Source organism: Paenibacillus sp. FSL k6-2145, from assembly GCF_037976585.1.
Taxonomy (GTDB): Bacteria; Bacillota; Bacilli; order Paenibacillales; family Paenibacillaceae; genus Paenibacillus.
The window spans coordinates 5259033-5283539 of record NZ_CP150267.1; the positions used below are offsets into that span (position 1 = coordinate 5259033).

A 24507-nucleotide genomic window follows, 5' to 3' on the forward strand; every position below is an offset into this window, starting at 1 on the left:
ATGAGATTATTTGAGATACTGTTAGTTCTATCCTGTTTTGCTTTACTCGTAGACCTACTATTTATTAAAAGAAGTGCAAAGAAAACAGGATTGGGTTTGGGGATAGGAAGTAGCGTTATACTCGTAGTTCAATTGTTAGTTGAGGGATACAGATGGCAGTTGCTTTTGGTATATATCATGACGGCTCTATTCATAATTATTGTTTTACTCAGACATTCCGAAAAGATGATGAATCTAAAAATAGGGAAGTTCTTGAAATATAGTTTATCTTCCCTGATTGTCATTCTGCTGGTTGCTTCTACTGCCTTGTCTGTATACTTACCTGTCTTTAATTTGCCGAAGCCGGATGGTCCAGAGAAAGTGGGAACTCAAACATTTCATTTAACGGACCAGAACAGAGACGAAAGCTTCACTGAAGATCAAAGCGATAAGAGGGAACTAATGGTTCAAGTTTGGTACCCTACTGAAAATAGGAATAATATCAAGCGTGACACGCTGTTTCCAAATAATAAAGAAATGTTCAAAAAGTATATTCAGAGCTTCTCTGCTTCTTTAAAAATGCCCGAATTTGTACTCGACTACTTGAAGTATAGTCACACCAACTCTTATGAAAATGTAGAAATATTACCTTCCACAAGTCCTTATCCCGTGGTAGTGCTATCTCATGGTATGGGAACTAGTAGAGTTCTACAAGCATCACAGGCGGAGAATCTGGCCAGTCATGGGTTTATCGTGGTCACCATCGATCATACGTATAGCACCTTTGCTACGCTTTTTCCAGATGGCCGTGTAACGGATTATAAAAAAAGTACGACTACACTAGATGAACGTACAAAAACAGGGAATATATGGACGAAAGACGTGGAGTTTGTAATCGATCAAATCGAAAAGCTGAATTCAGGTGCAATCGAAAGTCAGTTTAAAGGAAAGATCGATTTAAATAACATAGGCGCGATGGGGCATTCTTTTGGGGGTGCAACCGCGTTTAATGCAACGTATTTAGATCAGAGAATCAAGGCCGGGGTTAATATGGATGGGTCACTATATGAAGTGGAAAATAGAGATGATATAAACAAGCCGTTTATGTTCATCCGATCAGGAAGTTTTGAAGACTGGTTAGCCAATTTTGAAGTGGATAGAAATTCGGATGATGAAGTAACTAAATTTCTTTCAGATGAGCTGCACATTATGAAAAATGTTATCAATCATGGGGGAAATGTGATCTATGTAGAAGGAACCCAGCACTTTAATTTCACGGACCTTCAATTCTATTCGGAGCTGGTTAAACTGTCCGGGATCACAGGAGACATCAATGGTAAAAGAGGATCAAGCATCGTAAACGAATATGTACTCGATTTCTTTAACAAGCAACTGAAAGGTACCGGTGGAGATTTGATTCAGGGACCGAACGACTTGTATCCGGAGGTGAAATTTGTAGACCCAGAAGAGCTCTAATCAACCAAAACAAACATGTAAACTCAGGAGATGATGTGAATGGGACGACAAAAGGGAAAACGCACTTCAATCACCGCCTTAACGCTGGTGTTAACGATGTTAGCTCCAATGTCAGTCATGGCCGCACCAGCTACGAGTAACAACAGCGATCTGACGTATGAACCAACCAAGAAAATAGTAGCGGAGAAAGCGAAGATCCTTACCGAGACGTATGATACGACCAGTGTGCAATATGCATTAATCGATGGTGGCGAGATTGTGGTGTCCGGTCAGACAGGCAAGAACGATCTAAAGGACAAGGTGCCTCTGACGCCGGATACGATCTATGGCATAGGTTCAACTAGTAAAATGTTCCTCACAGCTTCTGTTATGAAGTTAGTTGACGAAGGCAAGATTGATTTGGATCTGCCTGTTGTGAACTATATACCGGATTTTCAGATGAAAGATCATCGCTACAAACAAATCACACCACGCATGCTGTTGAATCATTCTTCCGGTCTGCTGGGCAGCACTGGCAGCAATGCCACATTGTACGGGGATAATGATACGTACTCACATGATACGTTTCTCGAGCAATTGGCGAGTCAAAACCTGAAGGCAGATCCCGGCGCATTCTCCGTGTATAGTAACGATGGGTTTACGTTATCCGAGATTATGGTTGAACGTGTTAGCGGCATGAGTTTTACAACTTTTATACATCAATATTTTACGGAACCTTTGGACATGAAACATACCAAAACACCACAGGATGTGGTTGACCCGGCAGCAATGGCAGGAATCTATTCTCCTTTGGTTGAGGGTCAGCTTCCACAAGAGAATTATAATGTCATCGCTACTGGAGGCATTTATTCCACCGCTGAAGATCTTGTGAAGTTTTCACAAATCTTCACGGGAGAGGTCCAAGACATTCTTTCCAGTAAGTCAGTCGAAGCCATGCCGCAAGAAGAATACAAAAGAGGCATGTGGCCGGAGGGTGGCGACACGTCTATATCTTACGGGCTAGGGTGGGATAGTGTAAATCTGTACCCATTCAGTGAATACGGCATCAAAGCAGTAACCAAAGGTGGAGATACCATATCTTATCACTCATCATTAATCGTATTGCCGGAATACAATCTGGCTGCAGCCGTTACTTCATCTGGTGGGACAAGTGCCAAAGATCAGTTCATTGCGAGTGAATTATTGCTCAGCGCACTTGAGGAAAAGGGGATTATTACAGAACGGAAGCCGGAAAAATCATTTGGCGTGCCAGTGAAGGCCGATATGCCTGAAGAAATATCTACGTATGCTGGTATATATGGTGCCAATAATTCGGTTAAGAAGATCGAAATGAATCATGCTGGACAACTGACTGTATCCACACTCACAGCTCCAAGTAATCCGGCTCAAACATACACCTATACAGCGGATGGTACTTTTGTTAACGATGAAGGCACGGAAAAGTTGAAATTTGTTAAGGAGAAGAATGGAAGGACTTATCTGTGGTCTCGATCTTTTGTATCCTTGCCAGGACTTGGTCAGTTGGCTTTCTCAGAATATAAAGCGGAGAAGCTGGAAGTCAATGAATTATCCCAGGATATTACGGCCTCATGGGGGCAGCGTGAAGGTAAAAAATATTACCTGGTGAATGAGAAATACACATCAACGGTTTATCTCAATTCAGCACCAATTCTCCCGATTCATTTGGACAAAGAGACCCCGGGGTATATATCCAACACTAAGATTATTGGAGCAAACGAAGCAGTCACGGAGCTGCAAATCCCTGGCCTGGCTGGACGTGATACCAAGGAGATTTATTTCACCGAAAAGAACGGAGTAGAGTACATTACAGCCGTTGGTAGCATATACGCCAGTGAGGAAATGGTACAACCACTATATTCGGGTAAACAATCTCTAGCAACAATTCAAGCAGACGGATATGCCAGATGGTTTTCGATACCAGCAACGGTGAAAGGAAAAGTCATGACGGTTAAAATGCCTGCAACTGGCGGCTTTGCCGTATATGATCAGAAGGGTATTTGTATTAATCACACCGTAGTCAGCGGTCAGAATGAGGTTGTTTTACCAGAAAACGGCCGCATTGTATTTGCAGGTGACGTGGATTCCACATTTGAAATTTCATTGAAATAGTAACAATAGATTTGGTGCAGTGAAAGATGATGATTTTTGTAGGAGTAAAAATAGTGAAAAACAAAAGAAGTCGCGAAATCGCGGCTTTTTTCTGTTCAAGAGATGATGAACATACGATCGCAGTTACTTTATTGGAAAATTTAGGTTGACACTTCTTTTTATCGCGTATACAATCGTATACATAAATGCGTTGTATACATATGTATACACGTAATGGGGGTGGCAAAAATGAGAGATCGTGATCTGAATGAAATCAATGGAAGTGTACGTCAAGGTGAGCGTCCGAAACGTGATATGAGTGACAGCGAGCAACGTGGAGAGCGTTCCAGACGTGGCAGAGGGCATGGAGAACATCAGGGAAAACGGGGCCATGGTGCGCAAACATTCCGCCGCGGCCGGATTCTTGTATTTCTGGAGCAGATGCAGAATCGAAGAACAACGCTCGCCAGACAACTTGGTCAGGAGGAGTATGAACATATTCGCCCGATGATCAGTGGGGAGTTGAAAGCTATTGATCAGGTCATCGACGAGTATATCCATCTTTTCGAGCTGCAAAATGAAGATGTAAGTCCCAATAAGGATCTGGAGAGTGAGAGTGAATAAGTATGATTCGTCGTTTTTTTTCGTATTATCGTCCCTATAAAAAACTGTTTTTGATTGATTTTGGATGCGCTGTACTCGCAGGGCTTCTGGAGTTGGCTTTCCCCCTTGCCGTCAGCAAATTCATTAATGAATTGTTGCCAGGTCAGGATTGGCCTCTTATTTTGCTTGCCTGTATTGTGTTGTTATCCATCTATGCACTTAATACCGTATTGAACTATGTCGTTACATACTGGGGACATATGCTTGGCATTAATATTGAGACCAACATGCGTGAGAAGATGTTCGCTCACTTGCAGAAGCTGTCCTTCCGTTTCTTTGATAATCGTAAAACAGGCCACTTAATTGGTCATCTTACGAATGATCTGAATGATATCGGCGAGGTTGCTCACCATGGACCTGAAGATGTATTCATCGCAGTAATGACATTAATCGGATCGTTCTGGCTGATGGCTAACATTAATCTTGAGCTTGCGCTGCTTACCTTTATCATTATCCCAATTATGGCTTGGGTCATTATCGTATTTGGCGGGCGGATGACGAAAACGTATCGGCGACTTTTCGGAGACGTCGGCAATTTCAATGCACGCATTGAAGATAACGTTGGTGGCATGCGTGTTGTGCAATCGTTCGCCAACGAAGAGCATGAGAAAGAACTTTTTGCGGTGGACAATCAGAATTTCCGTAAAACCAAACTGCTTGCCTACAAAACGATGGCGAAAAGTATCTCGGTCAGTTATATGATGATGCGACTGGTTACGGTGTTTGTCATGATCAGCGGGGCTTGGTTTTATATCGATGGCAGAATCAATATGGGTGACTTTATGGCCTTCTTGCTTCTATCCAATATCTTCTTCCGTCCGATTGAGAAAATCAATGCCGTCATTGAAAGTTATCCAAAGGGCATCGCTGGTTTCAAGCGTTATCTGGAGATCATTGATACAGAACCTGAAATTGCGGATAGCAAAAACGCCGTTGAATTTGAAAGTGTGAAAGGTGATATTCGCTTTGAGAACGTCTCGTTCGGATATGAATCCAGTCGGCGTATTCTGAGTGATATCAGTCTGTCTGTTCGACCAGGGGAAACCGTTGCTTTTGTTGGTCCTTCGGGTGCCGGCAAGACGACGATCTGCAGCCTGCTTCCCCGATTCTATGAGGTAGAAGAGGGACGTATCACTGTAGATGGCGTCGACATTCGTAACGTTAAGCTTCAATCCTTGCGTAAGCATATCGGAATCGTTCAACAGGATGTATTTTTGTTCTCGGGTACCATTAAGGAGAATATTGCTTATGGGGATTTGAGTGCAACGGATGAACAAATCTGGGATGCCGCCCGTCGTGCCTCATTGGAGGAATTGATTCTCACGTTGCCTGATGGCATGGATACCATTATTGGTGAACGTGGTGTTAAACTGTCGGGAGGGCAAAAACAGCGTTTGTCCATCGCACGGATGTTTTTGAAAAACCCGCCCATTCTTATTCTGGATGAGGCAACCTCTGCGCTGGATACGGAAACGGAAGCACTGATCCAGCAATCACTCGCTGAATTGTCAGTGGGCAGAACAACACTTGTGATTGCACACAGACTGACAACTATCAAGAATGCAGATCGAATCATCGTAGTAAACACAGATGGTATCGCTGAGCAGGGCAACCATGAGGAATTGGTCGCCGCTGGAGGGATATACAGCCGTCTTCATCAGGTGCAATATAGTCACTCTTAATCCAGGTAAATTGAACAAAAAAATAATTACACTCGTCACTCCGATGACAGAACAACCTTGCTGCGCATATGCGCGGCTTTTTTTATTGATAGGATAATAAAAATGAAGTTATCAAATGCTATGCAAAAGATAATGTTGACAACGTCCACTAACGTGATTATTATAATGTTGACAATGTCCACTAAAAAGGAGGGTTTGACATCGACTCTCAGTACATAAATCCAGATATACTGGCTGACATGCGACGTTTTAACCGTTTTTATACCAACATACTCGGTGTACTCGACAAGCATATTCTCGGAACAGGGTATTCCTTTGCAGAAGTACGGGTCATTATTGAAATTGGAATTCGGGGAGAGAGCATTGCGAACAATCTGGTAGATACACTGACCATTGATCGCAGTTACATGAGCCGAATTGTGAACAAGCTGTCCAAGGAAGGACTGCTGGTGAAAGTGGATTCTGCTGCCGACAGCCGGGTCAGTCTTATTCGTCTGACAGCCAAGGGTGAGGAACTGTATGCCCAATTGAATGATCGATCCGATCAACAGATCCTGAAGCTGATGCAAGAATTGAATGAAGAAGAGATTCAAGAGGTATACACCTCCATGATGAACATACAAGAGAAGTTGAACAAGAAGGCAGGAGAGACAACACGATGATACGATTTGAATGTGATTATAACGAAGGTGCGCATGAACGAATTTTACAAAGACTGATGGAAACCAACATGGAACAGACGAGCGGGTATGGCACGGATGAGCATTGCGAACGGGCGAGGATGCTTATTCGTCAGGCATGTGACAATGAGCACGCTGATGTTCATTTCTTGGTTGGCGGTACACAGACAAATACAACGGTGATTGCATCTATTTTGCGTCCATATCAAGGAGTGATTGCTGCGACATCGGGACACATTGCGGTTCATGAGACTGGAGCTATTGAAGCTACGGGACATAAGGTGCTCACAGTTCCAAGCGAGGACGGAAAGATCACGCCTGAGCAGGTTAGAGCAGTCTACGATGCGCACATGAATGAGTCGTCGCCGGAACACTGTGTTCAACCAGGAATGATCTACATTTCCCAACCAACGGAGAATGGAACGATGTACAGCAAGGCAGAACTGCAAGCATTGCATACAGTGAGCAGAGCATGTGGTCTTCCGTTTTTCGTGGATGGAGCACGTCTTGGATATGCACTCGCTTCACGCGATTGCGATATGACACTTGCTGACCTTGCACGATTGTGTGATGTATTTTACATCGGGGGAACCAAGATTGGCGCATTGATGGGAGAGGCGGTTGTCATCCTGAATGATGCACTGAAGCCAGATTTTCGTTATATGATCAAACAAAAAGGTGGCCTGCTTGCCAAAGGCAGATTGCTGGGAATCCAATTTGAAACGTTGTTCGAAGATGGTCTTTACCTCGACATTTCTCGTCATGCCGTAGATATGGCCTTGAGAATTCATGACTCACTTGAACAGCAGGGGGTACGCTTCCTGTACGATTCACCAACCAACCAGCAGTTTCCGATTCTGCCTGATCGTTTGCTTGAGAAATTACGCAGCGGTTATACCTTCTCCTTCTGGGAAAAAGTTGACGATACACACAGTGCGGTGCGGTTCTGCACCAGCTGGGCAACTCGTCAAGAGAATGTGGATGCACTGACTCATGATATCACTCAATTATTGTACGAAGAGATCCACGTGCCAGAACGGGTCGAAGCATTGGTCTAATCTTGTTCAAAAATGAAGGAGAACAGTTCCGATTTCCTTCTCATAAATACGAGTATTTGAATAATCCAAAAGCAATTACGCAGAATTCTGATACTGAAAAAGGACAACCCGTTGTGGTTGTCCTTTTTTGGTTTGTCTTTTTGTGAGATAGGCAGTATATACTCGGTTACTCACTCAAGGCCATGTCGTATTTCTCTTTCAGCCGTCGGATATCGGCTCTGGGCGGCGCACCGAACATGCGTGCATATTCGCGGCTAAATTGGGAAGCACTCTCGTAACCAACCCGGAACGCTACATCTGCCGCATCTGCAGATTCGGCCATCAGAAGTCGCCGGGCTTCCTGTAATCTTAATTGTTTCTGGAATTGTAATGGGCTCATAGCTGTAATCTCTTTGAAGTGACGATGGAATGAAGAGACGCTCATACTGGCGGTCTCAGCCAGATCTTCAATGCGAAATGGCTGTTCCCAATGATGAACGATGTACTCAATCGCTTCTCTGATCCGATAAGTGCTGCTACCTTCAACCGCAATCTGCGCCAGTTCTCCTCCGTAAGGCCCTTGAAGGAGGCGGAACAGGATTTCTTTAACGTACAACGGAGCCAGAAACGGAATCTCTCCCGGCGTATCCAGCAAACGAACAAGTCGGAGTACAGCGTCCTGAATGGACGATTCCATCTGACCTACAAACATGGCTCGTCTGGCGTTTTCGTTGAATGTTACCTTGATATTGCATTCGTTAAGTACTTCGAGAATTTGGTTAGGTGTGAATTCGAGCTTGAGACTTAAGTAGGGTGCATCAGCGGATGCCTTGATAATCTGCCCGATGACCGGGAGATTCATGGAAGCAATCAGGTAATTGGAAGGTCCATATTCATAACGCTCCTGTGCGAGCAATACTTCTTTCAACCCTTGAACAATCACACAAAATGAAGGTTTATACACTCTGTATGCGGGTTCACTAATCTTGGAATGGTGATAGACAAACAGGGAAGGAACCGCCGTTTCCATTGCACCGTTATGATTGGAATGGCGTTCGATCAGGTCACTCAATTCCTGTTTTGGTAGAAATAATTCTTCGGTCATACGTATCCTCCTCACGGATTTAACCTACTTAAATTATAAAGCTTACCGTACAGAACCAAAAGGGGGCCTGAGAGGATCAGGCAATCAATTAAGACGATTGATATACCGCTTGCAGCCCATGACTCGGCATACTAAGAGTATGTTAACAGAGCCAAGCGATTAAAGTTTATTCGAAAAGTTGGGTGAGTAAGGTGATGAAGTGGTTATCAAACCATGTGAGGCAAATATTGATTGACAGGCTCGAATCACAGATCAAGTTCGAAGAAAATTCCGTACATCGAGAGATATACTTCACATGCTGGTTAGAGCTAGTTACCAAAGAGGTCGAGACAACATCCATTCACAGAACAAATTGAAGGAGAGTGTGAAATATGGACGTACTGGTCTGGATGTCTCCAGATTATGTCTAGGTTGCATGAGTTACGGTGTACCGGAACGCGGAATGGCTCCATGGTCCCTGAATGAAGAGCAGAGTCGACCGTTCATCCAGAAAGCATTGGATGCTGGTATTAATTTCTTCGATACGGCCAATATCTATTCGGATGGAACCAGTGAGGAGATTGTTGGACGTGCATTGAAGGACTTTGCGCGTCGGGATGAGATTGTCCTGGCGACCAAAATTCACCATCTGGAGGATGCAATGGCAGCCCTTAAGGTGAAGCTGACTATGGAAGAGATCGGTTTCCTCGAAGAAGCGTATGTACCGCATCCGGTAACAGGAAATCTCAGTTGATCCCAATTCTTAATGTTAAAGTCGCCATTCGGCGGCTTTTTTTATAGTTATCTGATGAGTGAATTGACAGTTCTCTTATATTAAAGTTATTATGGATACATTAGATCCTTAATTGAGAAGGAGATTATATTCTATGAGTAACGGACATTCATCCGGTCAAGCGAACGAATCATGGAGTGGTCGTTCCGCTCCTTTTGCAACGTTACAGGAAACACCTATCTTATCCCTCCTCCAGCCATCCCAAGGTGAACGTATTCTTGATGTGGGTTGTGGCAATGGGGATCTGACAGCCGAAATTGCAGCCGCAGGAGCGCTGCCAACAGGTATAGATTTTTCAGAAAAGACGATTAGGCAAGCTAAACAGAAATACCCTGATATGAATATTCAAGTCGAAAATGCTTGTCATTATCGGACAGAAAAACCGTTTGATGCGGTCTTCTCTCATGCCGTTCTGCATTGGATAAAGGATGCTCCAGCTGTAGTACAATCCATACAGTTAGCGCTCAAGACGGGAGGACGATTCGTGGCTGAGTTTGCTGGAAGTGGCAACACGGCTATATTAATAACAGCGGTAAGGGAAGAACTGAATGCCCGTGGATACAAATGGGAAGGACGGAATCCATGGTATCACCCGACCATTGGCGAATATGCTAATCTACTAGAACAACACGGATTTCGAGTTAGTCTGGCGCAGCACGTTGACCAATTTACCCCGTTTAAGCCAGGTGTCAGAAAGTGGTTGACCAGCTTCGCGGAGTATTTATTCAGTGGTATCACACCTGCGGAACAGGATGTTATTATGGAAGCTGTCGAGAAAAGAGTGCGGCCACAACTGATGAGGGATGGACAGTGGTATCTGGACAGAAGCCGACTGCGAGTTGTAGCTATTAAAGAATAGGGGAATACGGGATGAAAATGGACAAACCCAAGATTCAGGAGCAGTTGCTCGAACCGGAAACGATTGCATTCCTGGAATCCAAAGTGGAGTACAAACACAAACTGATCGAGAACATTACATTGGATCAACAGGAAGCGAGTAAGGTTTCCTTTGAAAATGTTGTATTTAGACATGTGACAATCTCGGAGTCTACCTTGGAACAATTCGAATTCACCGATGTCCGGTTCGAACACTGCGACTTCTCCAATGTCAACCTCTCTAGTGCCTTCATGCATCGGATCGAATGGCATAACTGCAAGTTTGTCGGAACTGATTTTTCCAATAGTCGATTGCAAAATGTCAGTTTCCTTCATGGTCTAGGTGACTACAGCAACTTCCGTTTTGCCCATCTGAAACAGGTCTCCTTCTCGGAATGTACCTTGATTGGTGCGGACTTTGCCTATCTGGCACTGCAAAAAATGGAGTTCAGTCAATGTAACATCGACCAAACTTCCTTAACGGGGACCAAAATGAAGGATTTGGATCTTAGCGATTGCGAATTTGACTCCTTGGTGCTGACCATGGAAGATCTCCACGGTTGTGTGATTTCACCACATCAAGCCGCCACATTTGTAGGATTAATGGGTTTGATTATCAAATAAATAACATGATCATAATATCAGGGTTGCCAAGATAGTGGAAGTGTGTATAATTGGAGACACATTAGAATAAAAACAGGTTTTCTAGGGTTCCGCGATGGATGTGTCGGTCTGGTCCGAGAGAAAACCCACAACCTGTTGGTTGTGCCACGGAGGGATAAAAGCCTGGGAGATGAACTGCTACATGCAGTTTGTTTCCCGGGCTTTTTTTGTTTTTACGCTAATGTACCCATACTAGGTGTAAAAAAATGAATTAGAGAAAGGGAGTTACAGGAATGAATAAAACGTGGATGTCAGTTGTGATTGCTGCGTTGTTTGAAGTGGGTTGGGTCATTGGATTGAAACATGCCAGTGGTCTGCTGGAATGGGGGTTTACATTGGTTGCAATTATCATTAGTTTCTCCTTGATGATTGCAGCTTCGCGGACACTGCCTGTGGGAACCGTGTATGCAGTATTTGTTGGCCTGGGTACCGCAGGTACAGTGCTTGCAGAGATTTTTCTGTTTAATGCACCTATCCAAACCGGAAAAATGGTACTCATTGGTGTACTTTTACTCGGCGTAATCGGGCTTAAAATGCTGAGCAAAGAGAAGAATAAGGAGGTGCAGCTATAATGAACTGGGTATTTCTTATCTTGGCAGGGGTATTTGAGATGATCGGAGTGCTGATGATAAACAAGTTGCACAAAGACCGTAATCTCATTTCACTGGTTCTATTGGTAGCCGGGTTTGGATTGAGTTTCCTGTTCCTGTCCCTTGCGATGGAAACTCTTCCGATGGGGACAGCATATGCGGTATGGACGGGAATCGGAGCTTCCGGCGGTGCTATTCTTGGCATGGTGTTTTACGGAGAACCTCGAAATGCCCTAAGAATTCTGTTTATCGCTATGGTGCTTGGATCGGCAGTCGGTCTTAAATTGGTCAGTTAAACAAAGTGATATTAAAAAGATAATGTACAGATTACGTTTTTAATGGTATCCTTATACGTTACGTGTGAAATAAAAGATGCGTCTTATTGATAGATGTGCGTAAATGAAGGAGACAACATGACATTTAAGGACTTAAATATTATCCCCTCTATTATGGAAGGGTTAAGCAAAGCAAATTATACTAATCCTACCCCTATACAGGAACAGGCCATACCAGCTGTATTAGCTGGCAGAGATCTGCTGGGATGTGCACAGACAGGAACAGGCAAGACAGCAGCATTCTCGGTGCCGATCATTCAATTATTAAGCGAAAGATCCAAAGGACCCAAGTCCGCACGACATATTCGCTCATTAATTTTGACACCAACACGAGAACTGGCTATTCAGATCGCGGATAACATCAAGGTATATAGCCGGTATACGGACATTCGTTGTACGGCAATCGTTGGCGGCGTTTCGCAAAAAGTACAAGAGCGTGCGCTGAATCAAGGTGCAGATATTATTATCGCAACACCTGGCAGATTGAACGATCTGATTAATCAGAAACGTATTGATCTGAAGATGGTTGAGATTCTTGTTCTGGATGAAGCAGACCGGATGTTGGACATGGGCTTCATTCATGATGTGAAAAGAATTATTGCCAAAATGCCGAACAAAAAGCAGACGCTGTTCTTCTCAGCTACAATGCCTCCTGAAATCACCAAAATGGTTAAAACCCTGCTGGTTGATCCAGTCAAAGTAGAAATCACACCGGTATCTTCAACAGTAGACCGCATTGAGCAGTCTATATATTTGCTGGAGAACGGCAAGAAGCAACATATGTTGAACCAAATTTTGGAGGATAAATCCATCGTCACGGCATTGGTGTTCACACGCACGAAGCGCGGCGCTGACCGGGTTACACGTGATTTGGCCAAAGTGAACGTTACGGCACAGGCTATTCATGGCAACAAGTCTCAGAACGAGAGACAACGGGCACTGAACAACTTCAAGAGTGGTGCAACACGTGTATTAGTTGCGACGGATATCGCGGCACGAGGAATTGACGTGGAGGAACTGTCACATGTCATTAACTTTAACCTGCCTAACATCCCGGAAACGTATGTTCACCGTATTGGCCGTACAGGTCGAGCTGGCAAAAGCGGGATGGCAATTTCGTTCTGTGAGAAGGATGAACTTCCATTCCTGAAGGATATCGAGAAAGTAATCAAAAAGACGATTCCTGAAGTGAAAGGTCATCCGTATCCAATGACAGGTGTACCTGTGTTTGATAAAACCAGCAAAGCAGCAGGCAGTAAACCTTCGTTCAACAAATCGGCTGCAGGCAAACCGGCGAAGTCCAAAGCTAACCCGGCGCGCAAGCCCAAATCCGAATGGTTTGCCAAGAGTGGTAAATCAAACAGTAGTCGTTCAAACGACGGTAGACCGAATAGCAGTAGATCAAACAGCAGTAGCAGTAAATCAAACCATGGCTCCTTCAGCCGCAGCAGCAAAACTAGGAATGATAGAGCCAATTAAGATCTAAATAAATCCAGATAAAACCTTCTCCATTGATATGGAGGAGGTTTTATTATGTGCTTTTATGTGCAACAAGCTTATTTACATACGAACTTACATTCGGTATCATTATATCGTCCACTGGTGAAAGGGAGGTACTGACTTGAAGGAAACGATGATTGAATACAGTTTGAACAAGAAAGGTGCGACCAAGGATTATCCATTTGGGCCTGATCCAGTCGCGATTAAGGTTGCGGGTAAGATGTTCGCGCTTATTTTTGAAAACAAAGAAAAGCACGGTCTCTTAAACCTAAAATGTGATCCCGTTATTGCAGAGAACCTGAGAGAGCAGCATGAAGCAGTTCAACCGGGATATCATATGAACAAAAAACACTGGAATACCATTACGCTGGATGGTTCATTGTCCGATGAGGATGTCTACGTCATGATCGATCACTCTTATGATATGGTTGTCCAATCCCTTCCGAAAAGGATTCGGGAATCTCTGGCCGAATCGTGAGACATTTCTATTTGATTTAACACACATTTATGTATCGTATAAAGGACGTGCCGAGCTTCGCCAATAAGGTAAGAAAGAAGAAATATATATTATGAGGTATGTAAAAAAGCCACTGGTCTGCTGGCCAAGTAGATTGAATATCATATGGAAATGAAGACATACATGAAGTCCGTGTGGGACCGTTACCTTGGAAATAAACAAGATCGAACAGCCATGATCAACGTTGTATCCCTTGTTATCAATGCTTTGATCGGAATAGGCAAGTTAATCCTGGGAATATATCTGCTTTCCGGATGGTTCATTACAAATGCGGTATATTATCTGATTCTGTGTGTAGCCAAAGGACAGGTGCTTCAAAAATATAAAGTTGCCAAAAGGATGAAGTCTCCAAAGGAAAAGATATACATTAGAGCTTACGGTCTATAAGCGCGGTGGTCTTTTCCTGTGTTTTCTGGGCATGTCCTATTCACTGGTCTGCCTGCGAATGTATCTAATCGGCGATGCCTTCATATATGAGGGTAACATCGTGTATATCGTATCTACAGTGGCTTTTACCAAGCTGGTTTTTGCCGTGTATGGTACCTGGGCGAACCGTCATCTCCATAACCCGATCATATCTACATTAAAAATGATTAACTTCACCGATGCGATGGTATCCATCGTGGTGACCCAAGCGACATTACTTACCATGCAAGGCTCACCTCTTGCATTAAAAACCAGTAGCTTGTTTGGCATGGGGTGCAGCATTTTATTTTGTTTGATGGGGGTCTGGATGATGTTCCAGAAAAAACAGGAAACAAGCACGGACCCAAACCGATCTCCTGGCACTGAATGTTAACATTGAAGCATTATGAGCAGGGGAAGGTAATTTTGGTCCACGTTTGAGCATGTTGATCAATACATATCGAATGAATTGCACATGACGGAATAGACGAATGTCATCTATACTTAAGTGACAACGGAAGTAGGCGTATTGGCAATCCACTAAAGGAGTGATATCTATGGATCAACAACAACTGTCAATGGTACAACGTATGCGTCAAAATGTCGTCGGTACAGGTTCAGCTCTTCAACCCAGTTCCACGTATGCTGTCACAGTAGAAGAAGTCATGATTCCTACAACTAAAGGTGATACACGTGTACTTGTGTATACACCGGATAGGGACCATTCCGCTCCTCTGCCGGTCTTCTTTAATATGCATGGGGGTGGTTTCATCTTGGGACAAGCAGAGATGGATGATCCATGGTGTCGCCTGATCGCTGATCGTGCCGATTGTGTGGTCGTTAATATCGATTACAGTCTTGCACCGGAGCACAAGTTCCCAACGGCAGTCCATGAATGTTACGACGTTGTACAGTGGGTCCATGGCAATCCGGAATCCTTCTCGGTGAACCCATCTCTATTCGCCATTGGTGGGCATAGTGCTGGTGGTAATCTTGCGGCAGCAGTGTGTTTACTGAACCAGCAACGTGGTAGCGAGCTGCCAATTGTTCTGCAAGTTATGGATTATGCCGTATTGGATGTGGCTACAGATCCGGCCGAGAAACCGAGTTTTGAAGAAGCCATTCCAGCCGAGATCGCCAGAACGTTTAATGCCATGTACCTTGAAACGCCAGAAGATGCGCAAGACCCGTTGGCTTCACCTGTGCTCGCAACATCATTGCAGGGTCTCCCGGAAGCATTGATTATTACCGCGGAGAAAGATTCACTGGCCCAAGAAGCAAGAACATATGCAGCAAGGCTGGAAGCAAGCGGTGTTAAGGTGACTCTTAAGGAGTACGAGGGAGCCGCTCACGGATTTACGCATTTTGGCGATCTCCAGATGGCTGAGGATGCCTGGTACCGGATGAGTGACAAGATCAGAGAAGCATTTTCCAAATAACGTACATCAGAACGACGTTGAGAAGTGGTTAGAAATTATTTGAGAAAGTTATTTAAAAAGATACCTTGAAGTCGCCTAATGGCGGCTTTTTTTCATTCATTGGTGTGACTGCTTCAATGGCTTGATGAAACCAAGCTTCTGAGCTTGAGGATGTGTTAATAAACTGGATTAGGAGCCTTATTGAGATTATAACGATATCGTTAAGGGTAAGAGTTGTTAAATTAGAGGAAATAATGACCAATACCAGGAGGTTTATTATGAACCAATATAACAGTCCATCCGATATCGCGATTCTTGGCATGGGAACGGCTCTACCTGCTCACCCCGTAGCGCAGTCAGATATTGCAGAACTAATCGCTTCTTCTCTTCAGGATCGGCCAGATTTGGCCCGTTTTGCCAGACGAATATTCAAGTCCTGTGGTGTTGAAACACGATATACCGTGGAACCGAGCTATCTGGGTTCACTGGAAGAATGCCGTTATCTGCCCTCTGGTGAGCGATCAGACATCCCGACAACCGAAGAACGAATGAATACATACAAGCGAGAGGCGCTTCCACTCGGGATTGAGGCGGCAGAGAAAGCCCTGGAGGATTCAGGCGTATCTCCAAAGAGTATCACGCATATCATCACGGTCAGCTGCACCGGTCAATATCTGCCGGGTCTTGATGTTATGCTCATCCGTCATTTGGGTTTGTCTGCCCGAGTTAATCGACTGCCGCTGATCTTTCAGGGGTGTGCGGCAGGGTTGAAAGCCATTCAGATGGCACGAGATGTTGTGCAGGGAGCTCCCGGATCACAGGTCCTTGTGGTCTGTGTAGAGTTGTGCACCATTCATTTTCAGCCCGTACAAGATCGGGAAGCGCTGTTTGCAGCTTCATTCTTCGGAGACGCTGCTTCTTCCTGTGTAGTGGGTACACCAGAACCTCAGCACAAGAATGTTCTGAGTCTGGGCACGGGTTATTCTGTGCTTCTTCCGGATTCGACTGAAGATATGACCTGGGAGGTAGGGAATCTGGGGTATGACCTGTATCTATCCCCTCGTATTCCAAAGCTGTTAGGTGTTCACCTGGAAGAGGAACTGCGTCTCTTATTGCAAAGTGAACAGCTTCCTGAACTGTGGGCCATTCATCCGGGAGGACGTGGGATTGTGGACTCTGTACAGAATGTAATGAAACTGCGAGACGAGCAAACAAAGTATAGCAGGGATGTCCTCAGAACGTATGGTAACTTATCTTCCAATACCATTCTGTTTGTACTGAACGCGATGCGTGAGGACATGAAGGCACAGGGTCAATCCTCTACAGATGGTGTAGCCATGGCATTTGGACCGGGACTCACCGCAGAGTTGATGAAATTCACTTATGTACACTCATTATCTTCAGTGATGGAGGAGCACGATCATGTCCTTTTTTAGAACATTGTCCATTCGAGCCAAGGAAGATGAACTGATGGATGACTTCTCTCTAGGAGGGGAGGAGCTGCGTGAAGCGCTCAGACATCTGAGACGTCTTAACAAAATATTTGCAGCACCTGGCCCAACTCTCGCTGGTGTAGAGAAGTTGTGGAACTCTGTCGGCAGGCCGGATAAGCTGACTCTGCTGGATGTGGGAGCAGGTTCAGGAGATGTGAACCAAAAACTACTACAATGGGCAGATCGTCAGGGTGTTCAGCTGGAAATTACGCTGGTTGATCTGACGGAAGAAGCGTGTGAGGAAGCGAGACAACTATTCCGTCACGAACCCCGAGTCCGGGTACAACGTGCTGATCTTACACAACTGCCGGATGCTTCAGCAGATATCGTGACAGGTTCCCAGTTTGTACATCATTTTGACGGAGATCAGCTGGTTGATATGGTTTCTCATATGCTGCGAGCATCCAGATACGGTGTCGTCATTAATGATATTCACCGCCACCCCGTATCCTATAAGGCGGTCTGGATTACTACACGGATGATCTCGCGCAATCGTTATATTCGTCATGATGGGCCTCTTTCCGTCGCCAAAGGTTTTACAGGGAGGGATTGGAAGGAACTTAAACAACGGCTAAATCATGATACGATGACCTATGAATGGAAGCCGTTATTCCGTTACTCTGTTGTTATTCCCACGAAAGGCAGGTGATCTTACGTGTCGAAATCGATAGATGTGATTGTCATCGGAGCCGGAATTGCCGGCAGTACATGTGCAATGCAACTGGCAGGGAAAGGACATCGGACCCTTTTGCTGGATCGCCAGGAGTTCCCGCGACACAAAACCTGCGGTGAGTTCATGTCACCCGAAACCAAGGAGATGTTAGAAGTTCTGGATATTCACCTTCTGGACCGGTCGAAGAAACCCAGCACCATGGATCATGCCAAAATCGTTATGCCACAAGGCGGAGTGATCGAAGCACCGCTGCCGGGATTTGCATATGGCATAAGTCGATATGAGCTGGACCAGATTTTGCATCAGAAGGCTCTGGAGGCCGGAGCCCAGATTGTGACCAAAGCGATCATAACGACCATCGAGCAGCTTGAGGATGCCAGTTATGAGGTTCAGGTGAAACAGGGAGATGAGCGGATCAGTTACAGAGCCAAAGCCGTCATCGGAGCACATGGGACCAAAAAGCTGCGCGGGATGGCTTCCGCACCTGATCTGCGGGACCAAACCGTATACGTTGGCGTTAAGTCCCACTTCAGCGGGATAGAGATTCCCGCACGGGTAGAGTTATATTTTTGCCAAGGTGGTTACGTGGGCATTTCCCCAATTGAGGATGACATTGTGAATGTCGCCGCATTGTTGACACTGGATACCGTCCAGGGAAGTGGCACGTCTGTAAACGATATTTTACAGGCGGCATCCCTGACAAACGTGAGTTTGGCAGCCCGTTTAGCCGAAGGAAAGCCTGTAGATGGAACGCAAGTGTCGATTGCACCGCTGCATCTGTCAAATGTTCCAGAACCGTGGTCCCAATATCCGCATATTGGGGATGCCATGCTGATGATACCGCCCTTATGTGGAGACGGAATGTCCATTGCCCTTCGCTCTTCACTCCTGTGTGCAAGGTGGACTGACAAGTACCTGCAAGGCGACATTGAACATGCCGATTGGCAGAGTAATTACACGCTGGAAGCAAGCCGGGAATTCACTCAATTGCTCAGACGCGCAAGAAGAATTCAAAAGCTGGCTTTTGCCAAAACCAATAAATTCTATCCTGGTCTGGCTCGGATGATCCCAGGTCTAGCCGCTTATGTTGTGAAGGCCACACGGTTATCCGAGATGAACGCAGCGCGCTAATAGGCTGAAATTTTGCTCGATACTTATGCGAAAGAGGTTGCTGACAGCGGCCTCTTTTTTGGCGTATAAACATTAATTTTGTGGAGACAGTTTGGAAATTCGGGAAATGCTCGTATAATAGAATCTAATGTAATGATAGAGAGTTAATTCAGATGAAATGTCGGGAGGCACTATTTAAGATGAACTATTCATTTTCCAATCGTATCGCAGCACTGCAACCATCCATTATTCGTGAGATTCTGAAGGCTTCTTCGGGTCAAAATGTAATTCCATTCGCTGCGGGTAATCCCGCTCCGGAAACCTTTCCTATTGAGGCGATTCGCACGTTCACCCAATCCATTCTGGAGCATGACCCGGTCACGGCTCTGCAATATGGAATTACGGAAGGATATGTTCCCCTCAGGGAAGCATTGACTCAACATTTGAAGACAGGGTTTGATACAGGGACTGCAGCCGATCAATTGTTAATCGTATCTGGAGCGCAGCAGGGAATTGAACTTGCCTGTAAAGTGTTCTGTAATGAAGGGGATACAATTATCTGTGAGAGTCCGAGCTTTATCGGTTCCTTGAACTCCTTCCGGGCATCCGGTGCAAAGCTTGCTGGCGTTCCGATGGAGATGGACGGTATGGATATCGAGAAGCTGGAACAGGCGCTGCAAACGGAGCCTAATGTGAAACTGATCTACGTGATCCCAAGTTTTCAGAATCCGACGGGTGTAACAACGAGTCTTGCGAAACGTAAGGCCATATACGAGCTGGCTAAGAAGTATGGCGTTATGATTTTGGAAGATAACCCGTACGGAGAACTTCGATTCAATGGAGAAGATGTGCCAACCATCAAATCTATGGATGATGAGGGGCTGGTCATCTATGTTGGATCATTCTCTAAAATTCTGTCGGCGGGACTGCGTGTTGGTTTTGTACAAGCACCACATGAAGTCGTGGAGAAGATGGTTGTTGCCAAACAGGGAGAAGATGTACATACGGCCATGCTTCCACAGATCCTGGCGTACAAGTTCATGACAGAGTATGACTATGCAGGGCATATTAACAGTATTCGTGAGGTCTATCGGAGAAAAGCAACATTAATGATGGACAAGCTGCAAGAGCATATGGGTGAGTCCATTACCTATACCCAACCGGATGGTGGACTGTTCCTCTGGTGTGATCTGCCAGCACATGTGCCAATGCTTGATTATGCCAAGACAGCGGCAGCTCAAGGGGTTGCGGTTGTACCGGGAAATGCATTCCTGGTGAACGAGCAAGACCCTTGTAATGCCATCAGACTTAATTTCTCAACCCCGTCAGACGAACAGATTGTCAAGGGCGTAGAGATTTTGGGGCAGGTATTGAAAGGTTATAACGCTTAAAAATGCTTCAATGTGATATATCTACGAAAAGCCGCCAATTGGCGGCTTTTTTGGGCTTTTTCTCGTCCTTAATTATCGATTAATGCACTTAATTCTGCCTGAAATACCTTTTGATTCTTCTGATTGAAAGTACTCAGCAGCACCGTAACAATTCCATTTCCTTTTCGTCTGGGAGACAGTCCAATGACTTCTGCAATGACATGAAGTTCATCATCCGGAAAGACAGGTTTCAGGAATTGAATGTTATTCATCCCGGTGCCCGCCACGACATGCTCTCCATAGACCCCAACCTCAATCCATAATTTAAAGGAGATATTCATCGTTTGCATGCCAGAAGCAATTAAACTGCCGAATCGGCCTTGCTTGGCCTTTTCCTCATCCAAATGCATGTACTGTGGGTCATAGATTGTGGCAAACTCAATAATATCACTCTTGGATAATGCCAAGGATGTGGTTTCGTAGCGCTGACCTATTACATATTCACTAAATCTCATGAAGGCACCTCGGTTTCTTTAATATGTTTTTTCGTAGTTGATGTTTTGCTAAGAGACATGACTGGACTGACGTGTTAAAATGCTAGTGAACTATCCCGTGTGTATTGCTGTGTTACTGCCATAATGGACTAAACAGATGAAACTGTCTTTGAGGAGTATATATGATGACAACGATTAAAGATGTAGCCAAGATGGCTGGTGTAGCCAGTTCGACCGTATCTTGTGTACTCAACGATAAAGGGAATGTAAGTGAGCCGACAAGACTTCGAGTACTTGAGGCAGCGACTCAACTCAATTACGTTAGGCATGGTCCTGCATCGGAATTAAAACGAAATAGTACACAAACCATTGGTGTTATTGTCCATGACATGTCGAGTCCGTATTTCTCGGATTTGGTGAACGGAATAGAAACCGTCGTTATGAGTCATGGATACGATATGATCGTATGTAGTTCGTTGGGTGGAGAGAAGTCGACAGCCCATCGTTACATTCGTGAAAGAAGAATTGACGGAGCTATTGTTATCGCTCAGAATATTCAAGATCAGTTGCTTGTTGAAGCATCTGAAGCAGGCTTTCCGATTGTTGTCATGGATCGGGATCTGGATGCTCAACATATTGTAAAGGTTTTGATGAGTGATACGCAAGGTGGTTACTTGGCTACCCGTTATCTGATCGATAAAGGGCATCGGACAATAGCTTATATTAGTGGCCCGTCACAATCGGAATGTAATCTCCATCGTTATCAAGGTTATTTGAAAGCCTTGAAGGAGGCAGGCATTGAAGAGAACCCCGAATGGAAAATTGGCGGACAATACATGAAGCAAGATGGCTACAATGCAGCCAAGAAACTGCTTGAAGGAGAGTTGCCATCCGCTGTATTTTTTGCAAATGATGAAATGGCGATCGGCGGCTTGGAAGCCTTCAGGGAGCATGATATCTCAATACCTGAGCAGTTATCCGTAATTGGCTTTGACAATATACCTGCATCTCAATACATGAATCCACCTCTAACCACATTTCGTCAGCCGAAGAGGGATGCAGGCCAGCTGGCAGGTCATGTTCTCTTCCAACTGCTGAACGGAGAGATCGTAGAGACGTTATATACACTGGACATCCAATGCGTGGAACGTGATTCTGTTCGGCTCCTCAACCTGAGTTGAGGAGTTTTTTGCATTCTATAGAATTTTAAATACTTAAAAAGAAAGGAGAGTAGCCATTAATGCATAATATAAAGACGAGGAGTTTTTTTGCGTTGGAAATAAATGGAGGTTGATACGATGGGCGTACCCACTTTTTTGGAGACAGGCCATATGCAAGAAGGTTTTCCCATTCGGGTAATTCATACAGGAAATCAGTTCAATTATGCTGCACACTGGCATGATGAGGTTGAACTGGTTCTCGTCAATGGAAAGAGCGCCAGAATTGGCGTGAACGACCACGTGTGTGAGTTGGAAAAAGGGGATGTGCTGCTGATCAAACCAGGGGATGTGCACTGCTTTTTGCCGGGGACCGAACATTTGACCATTATCTTGTTCCGACTCGAATTGTTAACCGGGAGTTTCACCACCGAAGCCGAAATTCAGGATCTCGGACAACTTTTCAACAAAACAACAGTTATTCCCTCAAATACGGGAAGTCAGAGCAATCTGACTCAATATATAGATGACATCATTACCGAGAAGAAAAATCAGAAGCCAGGATACCGATGGTTAATGGTATCCAGGTTGTATGATCTCATCATACTTTTATTACGTACAAAAGTACCGGTTACCACCGATGAATCTTCATCTTCAGGATGGGCATGTACTTCTTCCAAAAAATTTGAATTCCTTGAATCGGTCTGTGAATACCTAGAGGAGCACTATGCTGAGCCGATTAAGCTGGAACAGGTAGCTGAACATATTAAATTCAGCAAGTTCCATGTCTGCAAACTGTTCAAAGAGATCAAGGGAGTAACACTGATGGAATACTTGAATCATTTTCGAATTATCAAATCCGAGTGGGCCTTATTGTTCCGTCAGGATACGATTCTGGAAATTGCGATCGGACATGGATTTAACAATGTTAACTCCTATAATCGTCTTTTCAAAAAATATAATGACTGCACACCCTCCGAATTTCGTAAGAAACATCGTACGAATATGACAAAATATGGAGGATAATGCACAATATTTGTGGAGAAAGCCCTCTCCAAAATCAATATACTCTAATAAATTGTAAGCGTTTCCTTTTTTTGAAGGAGGGGGCCTATGAAGAAGTGGTTTAAGCCAACTATTGTATTTGTATGTGCAGCGATGTTGTTAGCTGGTTGTCAGTTCAGTCCATCGAATCAAACCAAGCAACAGGAGATTACCGTGTGGAGTTTTACAGATGAAGCAGGGTACGCCATCGAGAAATTCGAACAGAAATATCCTGACATCAAAGTGAACTTTGTCAACATCCCCGGTAATTTCTATATCACCAAGCTGAAATCTGCGCTACAGACAACCTCGAAGGCTCCAGATGTATTTATGATTGAAAATGCGAATATTCGAGAGCTGATTGACGTTCCATATCTGGAGAATTTATCAGCTTCACCGTATAACGCCAATGAACTTATTCAGGAACAATATGCTTTTGTTCAGGCCAATGAACAGGACAGTGAGGGAAATGTCAGAGCGATAGGTTATCAGGGAACACCAGGGGGCATCTACTATCGTCGGGATTTGGCGAAGAAATATCTGGGCACCGATGATCCTGAGCAGGTGGGTTCACAGATCGATACATGGGAGAAGATCTTCGAGATTGGAGAGAAGGTACAGCAACTTAGCGGGAATAAAGTGCATGCATTGGCGAATTGGAACGCTATATCGAATTCATATGATGGTATACCTTGGGTGAAGGACGGCAAACTTGTCATCGATCCAACTTACTTGGAAGTGCTCGATCTTGTACGTGAAGCACGTGAGCGGAATGTACTTGCCGAGTATGAAGATGGAAGTGCAGGTTACGCTGCATCCATGCAAAAAGGAGAGGTCATGTTTTATCCCGGGGCAACCTGGGCACTGCAATATACGTTCAAGGCCAACGCCCCGGATACCGAAGGCATGTGGGGCTTGGCTCAGGGACCGTCAGCGTTTAGGGCAGGCGGAACTTATATAGCGATGTATAGTAAAAGTGACAAAAAGGATCTGGCCTGGAAGTTTATTGAGTTTTATAACTTTGACCACGACTTCCTGTCCGAGTTAGCGAAAGAACAGGATTATTTCACCAGCAACATGGTTGTGAATGATGAACTTGCCCCGTCTCTCTCATCGTCTTATTTGGGAGGACAGAAGCATTTCGAGTTTTTTTCGGAGGCTGCAAAACGGGTACCTGTATACGAACGCACCAAATACGATGCCACGATTAACAATGATATCTACAAGATTGTACTCCAGTTATATCTCAATAAGGACATTCAGACCAAGGAAGAAGTCGTAAAGCGAATCAAACGTGATGTTACCTTGAGATTTCCGGAGCTGGAAGTGGATTAGCTTATAAGTAAGCGAATGAATATA

The 24507-nt window shown here is 44.7% G+C and carries 24 protein-coding genes, 1 pseudogene and 1 riboswitch; of the genes and pseudogenes, 23 read left to right on the forward strand and 2 right to left on the reverse strand.

The window, feature by feature from the left end; all coding sequences use genetic code 11:
* The 6 genes from NZ043_RS23350 (at nucleotide 1) to NZ043_RS23375 (ending at nucleotide 7647) form a co-directional block, all read left to right on the forward strand.
* Nucleotides 1-1455: an alpha/beta fold hydrolase gene (locus tag NZ043_RS23350; protein ID WP_339309336.1), complete on the forward strand. Its 1455-nt coding sequence runs from the start codon at nucleotides 1-3 to the stop codon at nucleotides 1453-1455.
* Nucleotides 1456-1494: 39 nt separating this feature from the next.
* A complete protein-coding gene (locus NZ043_RS23355) occupies nucleotides 1495-3585 on the forward strand; it encodes a serine hydrolase domain-containing protein (protein WP_339309337.1) in 2091 nt (696 codons plus the stop codon).
* A gap of 228 nt (nucleotides 3586-3813) precedes the next feature.
* The gene (locus NZ043_RS23360) at nucleotides 3814-4188 is read left to right on the forward strand and encodes a hypothetical protein (RefSeq protein WP_240768000.1); all 375 of its coding nucleotides are present in this window, start codon (nucleotides 3814-3816) and stop codon (nucleotides 4186-4188) included.
* Nucleotides 4189-4190: 2 nt separating this feature from the next.
* The gene (locus tag NZ043_RS23365) at nucleotides 4191-5909 is read left to right on the forward strand and encodes an ABC transporter ATP-binding protein (protein WP_124114575.1); all 1719 of its coding nucleotides are present in this window, start codon (nucleotides 4191-4193) and stop codon (nucleotides 5907-5909) included.
* Nucleotides 5910-6148: 239 nt separating this feature from the next.
* A complete protein-coding gene (locus tag NZ043_RS23370; protein ID WP_036670809.1) occupies nucleotides 6149-6571 on the forward strand; it encodes a MarR family winged helix-turn-helix transcriptional regulator in 423 nt (140 codons plus the stop codon).
* Nucleotides 6568-7647 carry a low specificity L-threonine aldolase gene (locus tag NZ043_RS23375; RefSeq protein ID WP_339309338.1) on the forward strand — a complete coding sequence of 360 codons (1080 nt, stop codon included), beginning with the start codon at nucleotides 6568-6570 and terminating at the stop codon, nucleotides 7645-7647. Before NZ043_RS23370 ends, NZ043_RS23375 begins: the two co-directional genes overlap by 4 nt.
* 166 nt (nucleotides 7648-7813) lie before the next feature.
* Here the strand turns inward: NZ043_RS23375 and NZ043_RS23380 are convergent, their stop codons facing one another.
* Nucleotides 7814-8731: an AraC family transcriptional regulator gene (locus tag NZ043_RS23380; RefSeq protein WP_133384666.1), complete on the reverse strand. Its 918-nt coding sequence runs from the start codon at nucleotides 8729-8731 to the stop codon at nucleotides 7814-7816.
* 415 nt (nucleotides 8732-9146) lie between these two features.
* Here NZ043_RS23380 and NZ043_RS23385 point away from each other — a divergent pair.
* The 14 genes and pseudogenes from NZ043_RS23385 to NZ043_RS23450 all read left to right on the forward strand — a co-directional run.
* Nucleotides 9147-9356 (forward strand): annotated as a pseudogene (locus NZ043_RS23385) (aldo/keto reductase); the annotation flags it as partial.
* Nucleotides 9357-9597: 241 nt separating this feature from the next.
* A complete protein-coding gene (locus tag NZ043_RS23390) occupies nucleotides 9598-10362 on the forward strand; it encodes a methyltransferase domain-containing protein (protein ID WP_339309339.1) in 765 nt (254 codons plus the stop codon).
* Nucleotides 10363-10373: 11 nt separating this feature from the next.
* Nucleotides 10374-11003 carry a pentapeptide repeat-containing protein gene (locus NZ043_RS23395; protein ID WP_339309340.1) on the forward strand — a complete coding sequence of 210 codons (630 nt, stop codon included), beginning with the start codon at nucleotides 10374-10376 and terminating at the stop codon, nucleotides 11001-11003.
* 70 nt (nucleotides 11004-11073) lie between these two features.
* Nucleotides 11074-11174, forward strand: a riboswitch (guanidine-I (ykkC/yxkD leader).
* 101 nt (nucleotides 11175-11275) lie between these two features.
* Nucleotides 11276-11614 carry a multidrug efflux SMR transporter gene (locus tag NZ043_RS23400; protein ID WP_133384669.1) on the forward strand — a complete coding sequence of 113 codons (339 nt, stop codon included), beginning with the start codon at nucleotides 11276-11278 and terminating at the stop codon, nucleotides 11612-11614.
* Nucleotides 11614-11928: a multidrug efflux SMR transporter gene (locus NZ043_RS23405; RefSeq protein WP_091030808.1), complete on the forward strand. Its 315-nt coding sequence runs from the start codon at nucleotides 11614-11616 to the stop codon at nucleotides 11926-11928. Before NZ043_RS23400 ends, NZ043_RS23405 begins: the two co-directional genes overlap by 1 nt.
* 117 nt (nucleotides 11929-12045) lie before the next feature.
* A complete protein-coding gene (locus tag NZ043_RS23410) occupies nucleotides 12046-13446 on the forward strand; it encodes a DEAD/DEAH box helicase (RefSeq protein ID WP_091030807.1) in 1401 nt (466 codons plus the stop codon).
* Nucleotides 13447-13588: 142 nt separating this feature from the next.
* Nucleotides 13589-13945, forward strand: a complete 357-nt coding sequence (locus NZ043_RS23415; RefSeq protein ID WP_133384672.1) for an MmcQ/YjbR family DNA-binding protein — start codon at nucleotides 13589-13591, stop codon at nucleotides 13943-13945.
* A gap of 162 nt (nucleotides 13946-14107) precedes the next feature.
* Nucleotides 14108-14371, forward strand: a complete 264-nt coding sequence (locus NZ043_RS23420) for a hypothetical protein (protein WP_339309341.1) — start codon at nucleotides 14108-14110, stop codon at nucleotides 14369-14371.
* Between the two features lie 31 nt (nucleotides 14372-14402).
* Nucleotides 14403-14783: a hypothetical protein gene (locus tag NZ043_RS23425; RefSeq protein ID WP_339309342.1), complete on the forward strand. Its 381-nt coding sequence runs from the start codon at nucleotides 14403-14405 to the stop codon at nucleotides 14781-14783.
* 163 nt (nucleotides 14784-14946) lie between these two features.
* A complete protein-coding gene (locus tag NZ043_RS23430; RefSeq protein WP_133384674.1) occupies nucleotides 14947-15828 on the forward strand; it encodes an alpha/beta hydrolase in 882 nt (293 codons plus the stop codon).
* Nucleotides 15829-16085: 257 nt separating this feature from the next.
* Complete coding sequence (locus NZ043_RS23435; protein WP_105598634.1) at nucleotides 16086-17243, forward strand: type III polyketide synthase; 1158 nt, start codon at nucleotides 16086-16088, stop codon at nucleotides 17241-17243.
* Nucleotides 17230-17949 carry a methyltransferase domain-containing protein gene (locus NZ043_RS23440; protein WP_105598635.1) on the forward strand — a complete coding sequence of 240 codons (720 nt, stop codon included), beginning with the start codon at nucleotides 17230-17232 and terminating at the stop codon, nucleotides 17947-17949. The genes NZ043_RS23435 and NZ043_RS23440 overlap by 14 nt, the downstream gene beginning before the upstream one ends.
* 6 nt (nucleotides 17950-17955) lie before the next feature.
* On the forward strand, nucleotides 17956-19104 hold the full coding sequence (locus NZ043_RS23445; protein ID WP_339309343.1) for an NAD(P)/FAD-dependent oxidoreductase: 1149 nt from the start codon (nucleotides 17956-17958) through the stop codon (nucleotides 19102-19104).
* 179 nt (nucleotides 19105-19283) lie between these two features.
* On the forward strand, nucleotides 19284-20474 hold the full coding sequence (locus NZ043_RS23450) for a PLP-dependent aminotransferase family protein (protein ID WP_339309344.1): 1191 nt from the start codon (nucleotides 19284-19286) through the stop codon (nucleotides 20472-20474).
* A gap of 68 nt (nucleotides 20475-20542) precedes the next feature.
* Here the strand turns inward: NZ043_RS23450 and NZ043_RS23455 are convergent, their stop codons facing one another.
* The gene (locus NZ043_RS23455) at nucleotides 20543-20968 is read right to left on the reverse strand and encodes a MaoC family dehydratase (RefSeq protein WP_091016472.1); all 426 of its coding nucleotides are present in this window, start codon (nucleotides 20966-20968) and stop codon (nucleotides 20543-20545) included.
* A gap of 161 nt (nucleotides 20969-21129) precedes the next feature.
* Here NZ043_RS23455 and NZ043_RS23460 point away from each other — a divergent pair, with 161 nt between their 5' ends.
* The 3 genes from NZ043_RS23460 (at nucleotide 21130) to NZ043_RS23470 (ending at nucleotide 24483) form a co-directional block, all read left to right on the forward strand.
* Complete coding sequence (locus tag NZ043_RS23460; RefSeq protein WP_339309345.1) at nucleotides 21130-22128, forward strand: LacI family DNA-binding transcriptional regulator; 999 nt, start codon at nucleotides 21130-21132, stop codon at nucleotides 22126-22128.
* A gap of 117 nt (nucleotides 22129-22245) precedes the next feature.
* Nucleotides 22246-23130, forward strand: a complete 885-nt coding sequence (locus NZ043_RS23465) for an AraC family transcriptional regulator (RefSeq protein WP_339309346.1) — start codon at nucleotides 22246-22248, stop codon at nucleotides 23128-23130.
* Between the two features lie 87 nt (nucleotides 23131-23217).
* Nucleotides 23218-24483 (forward strand): extracellular solute-binding protein, encoded by a 1266-nt coding sequence (locus NZ043_RS23470; RefSeq protein ID WP_339309347.1) that lies wholly within the window; start codon nucleotides 23218-23220, stop codon nucleotides 24481-24483.
* Nucleotides 24484-24507: the final 24 nt, after the last annotated feature.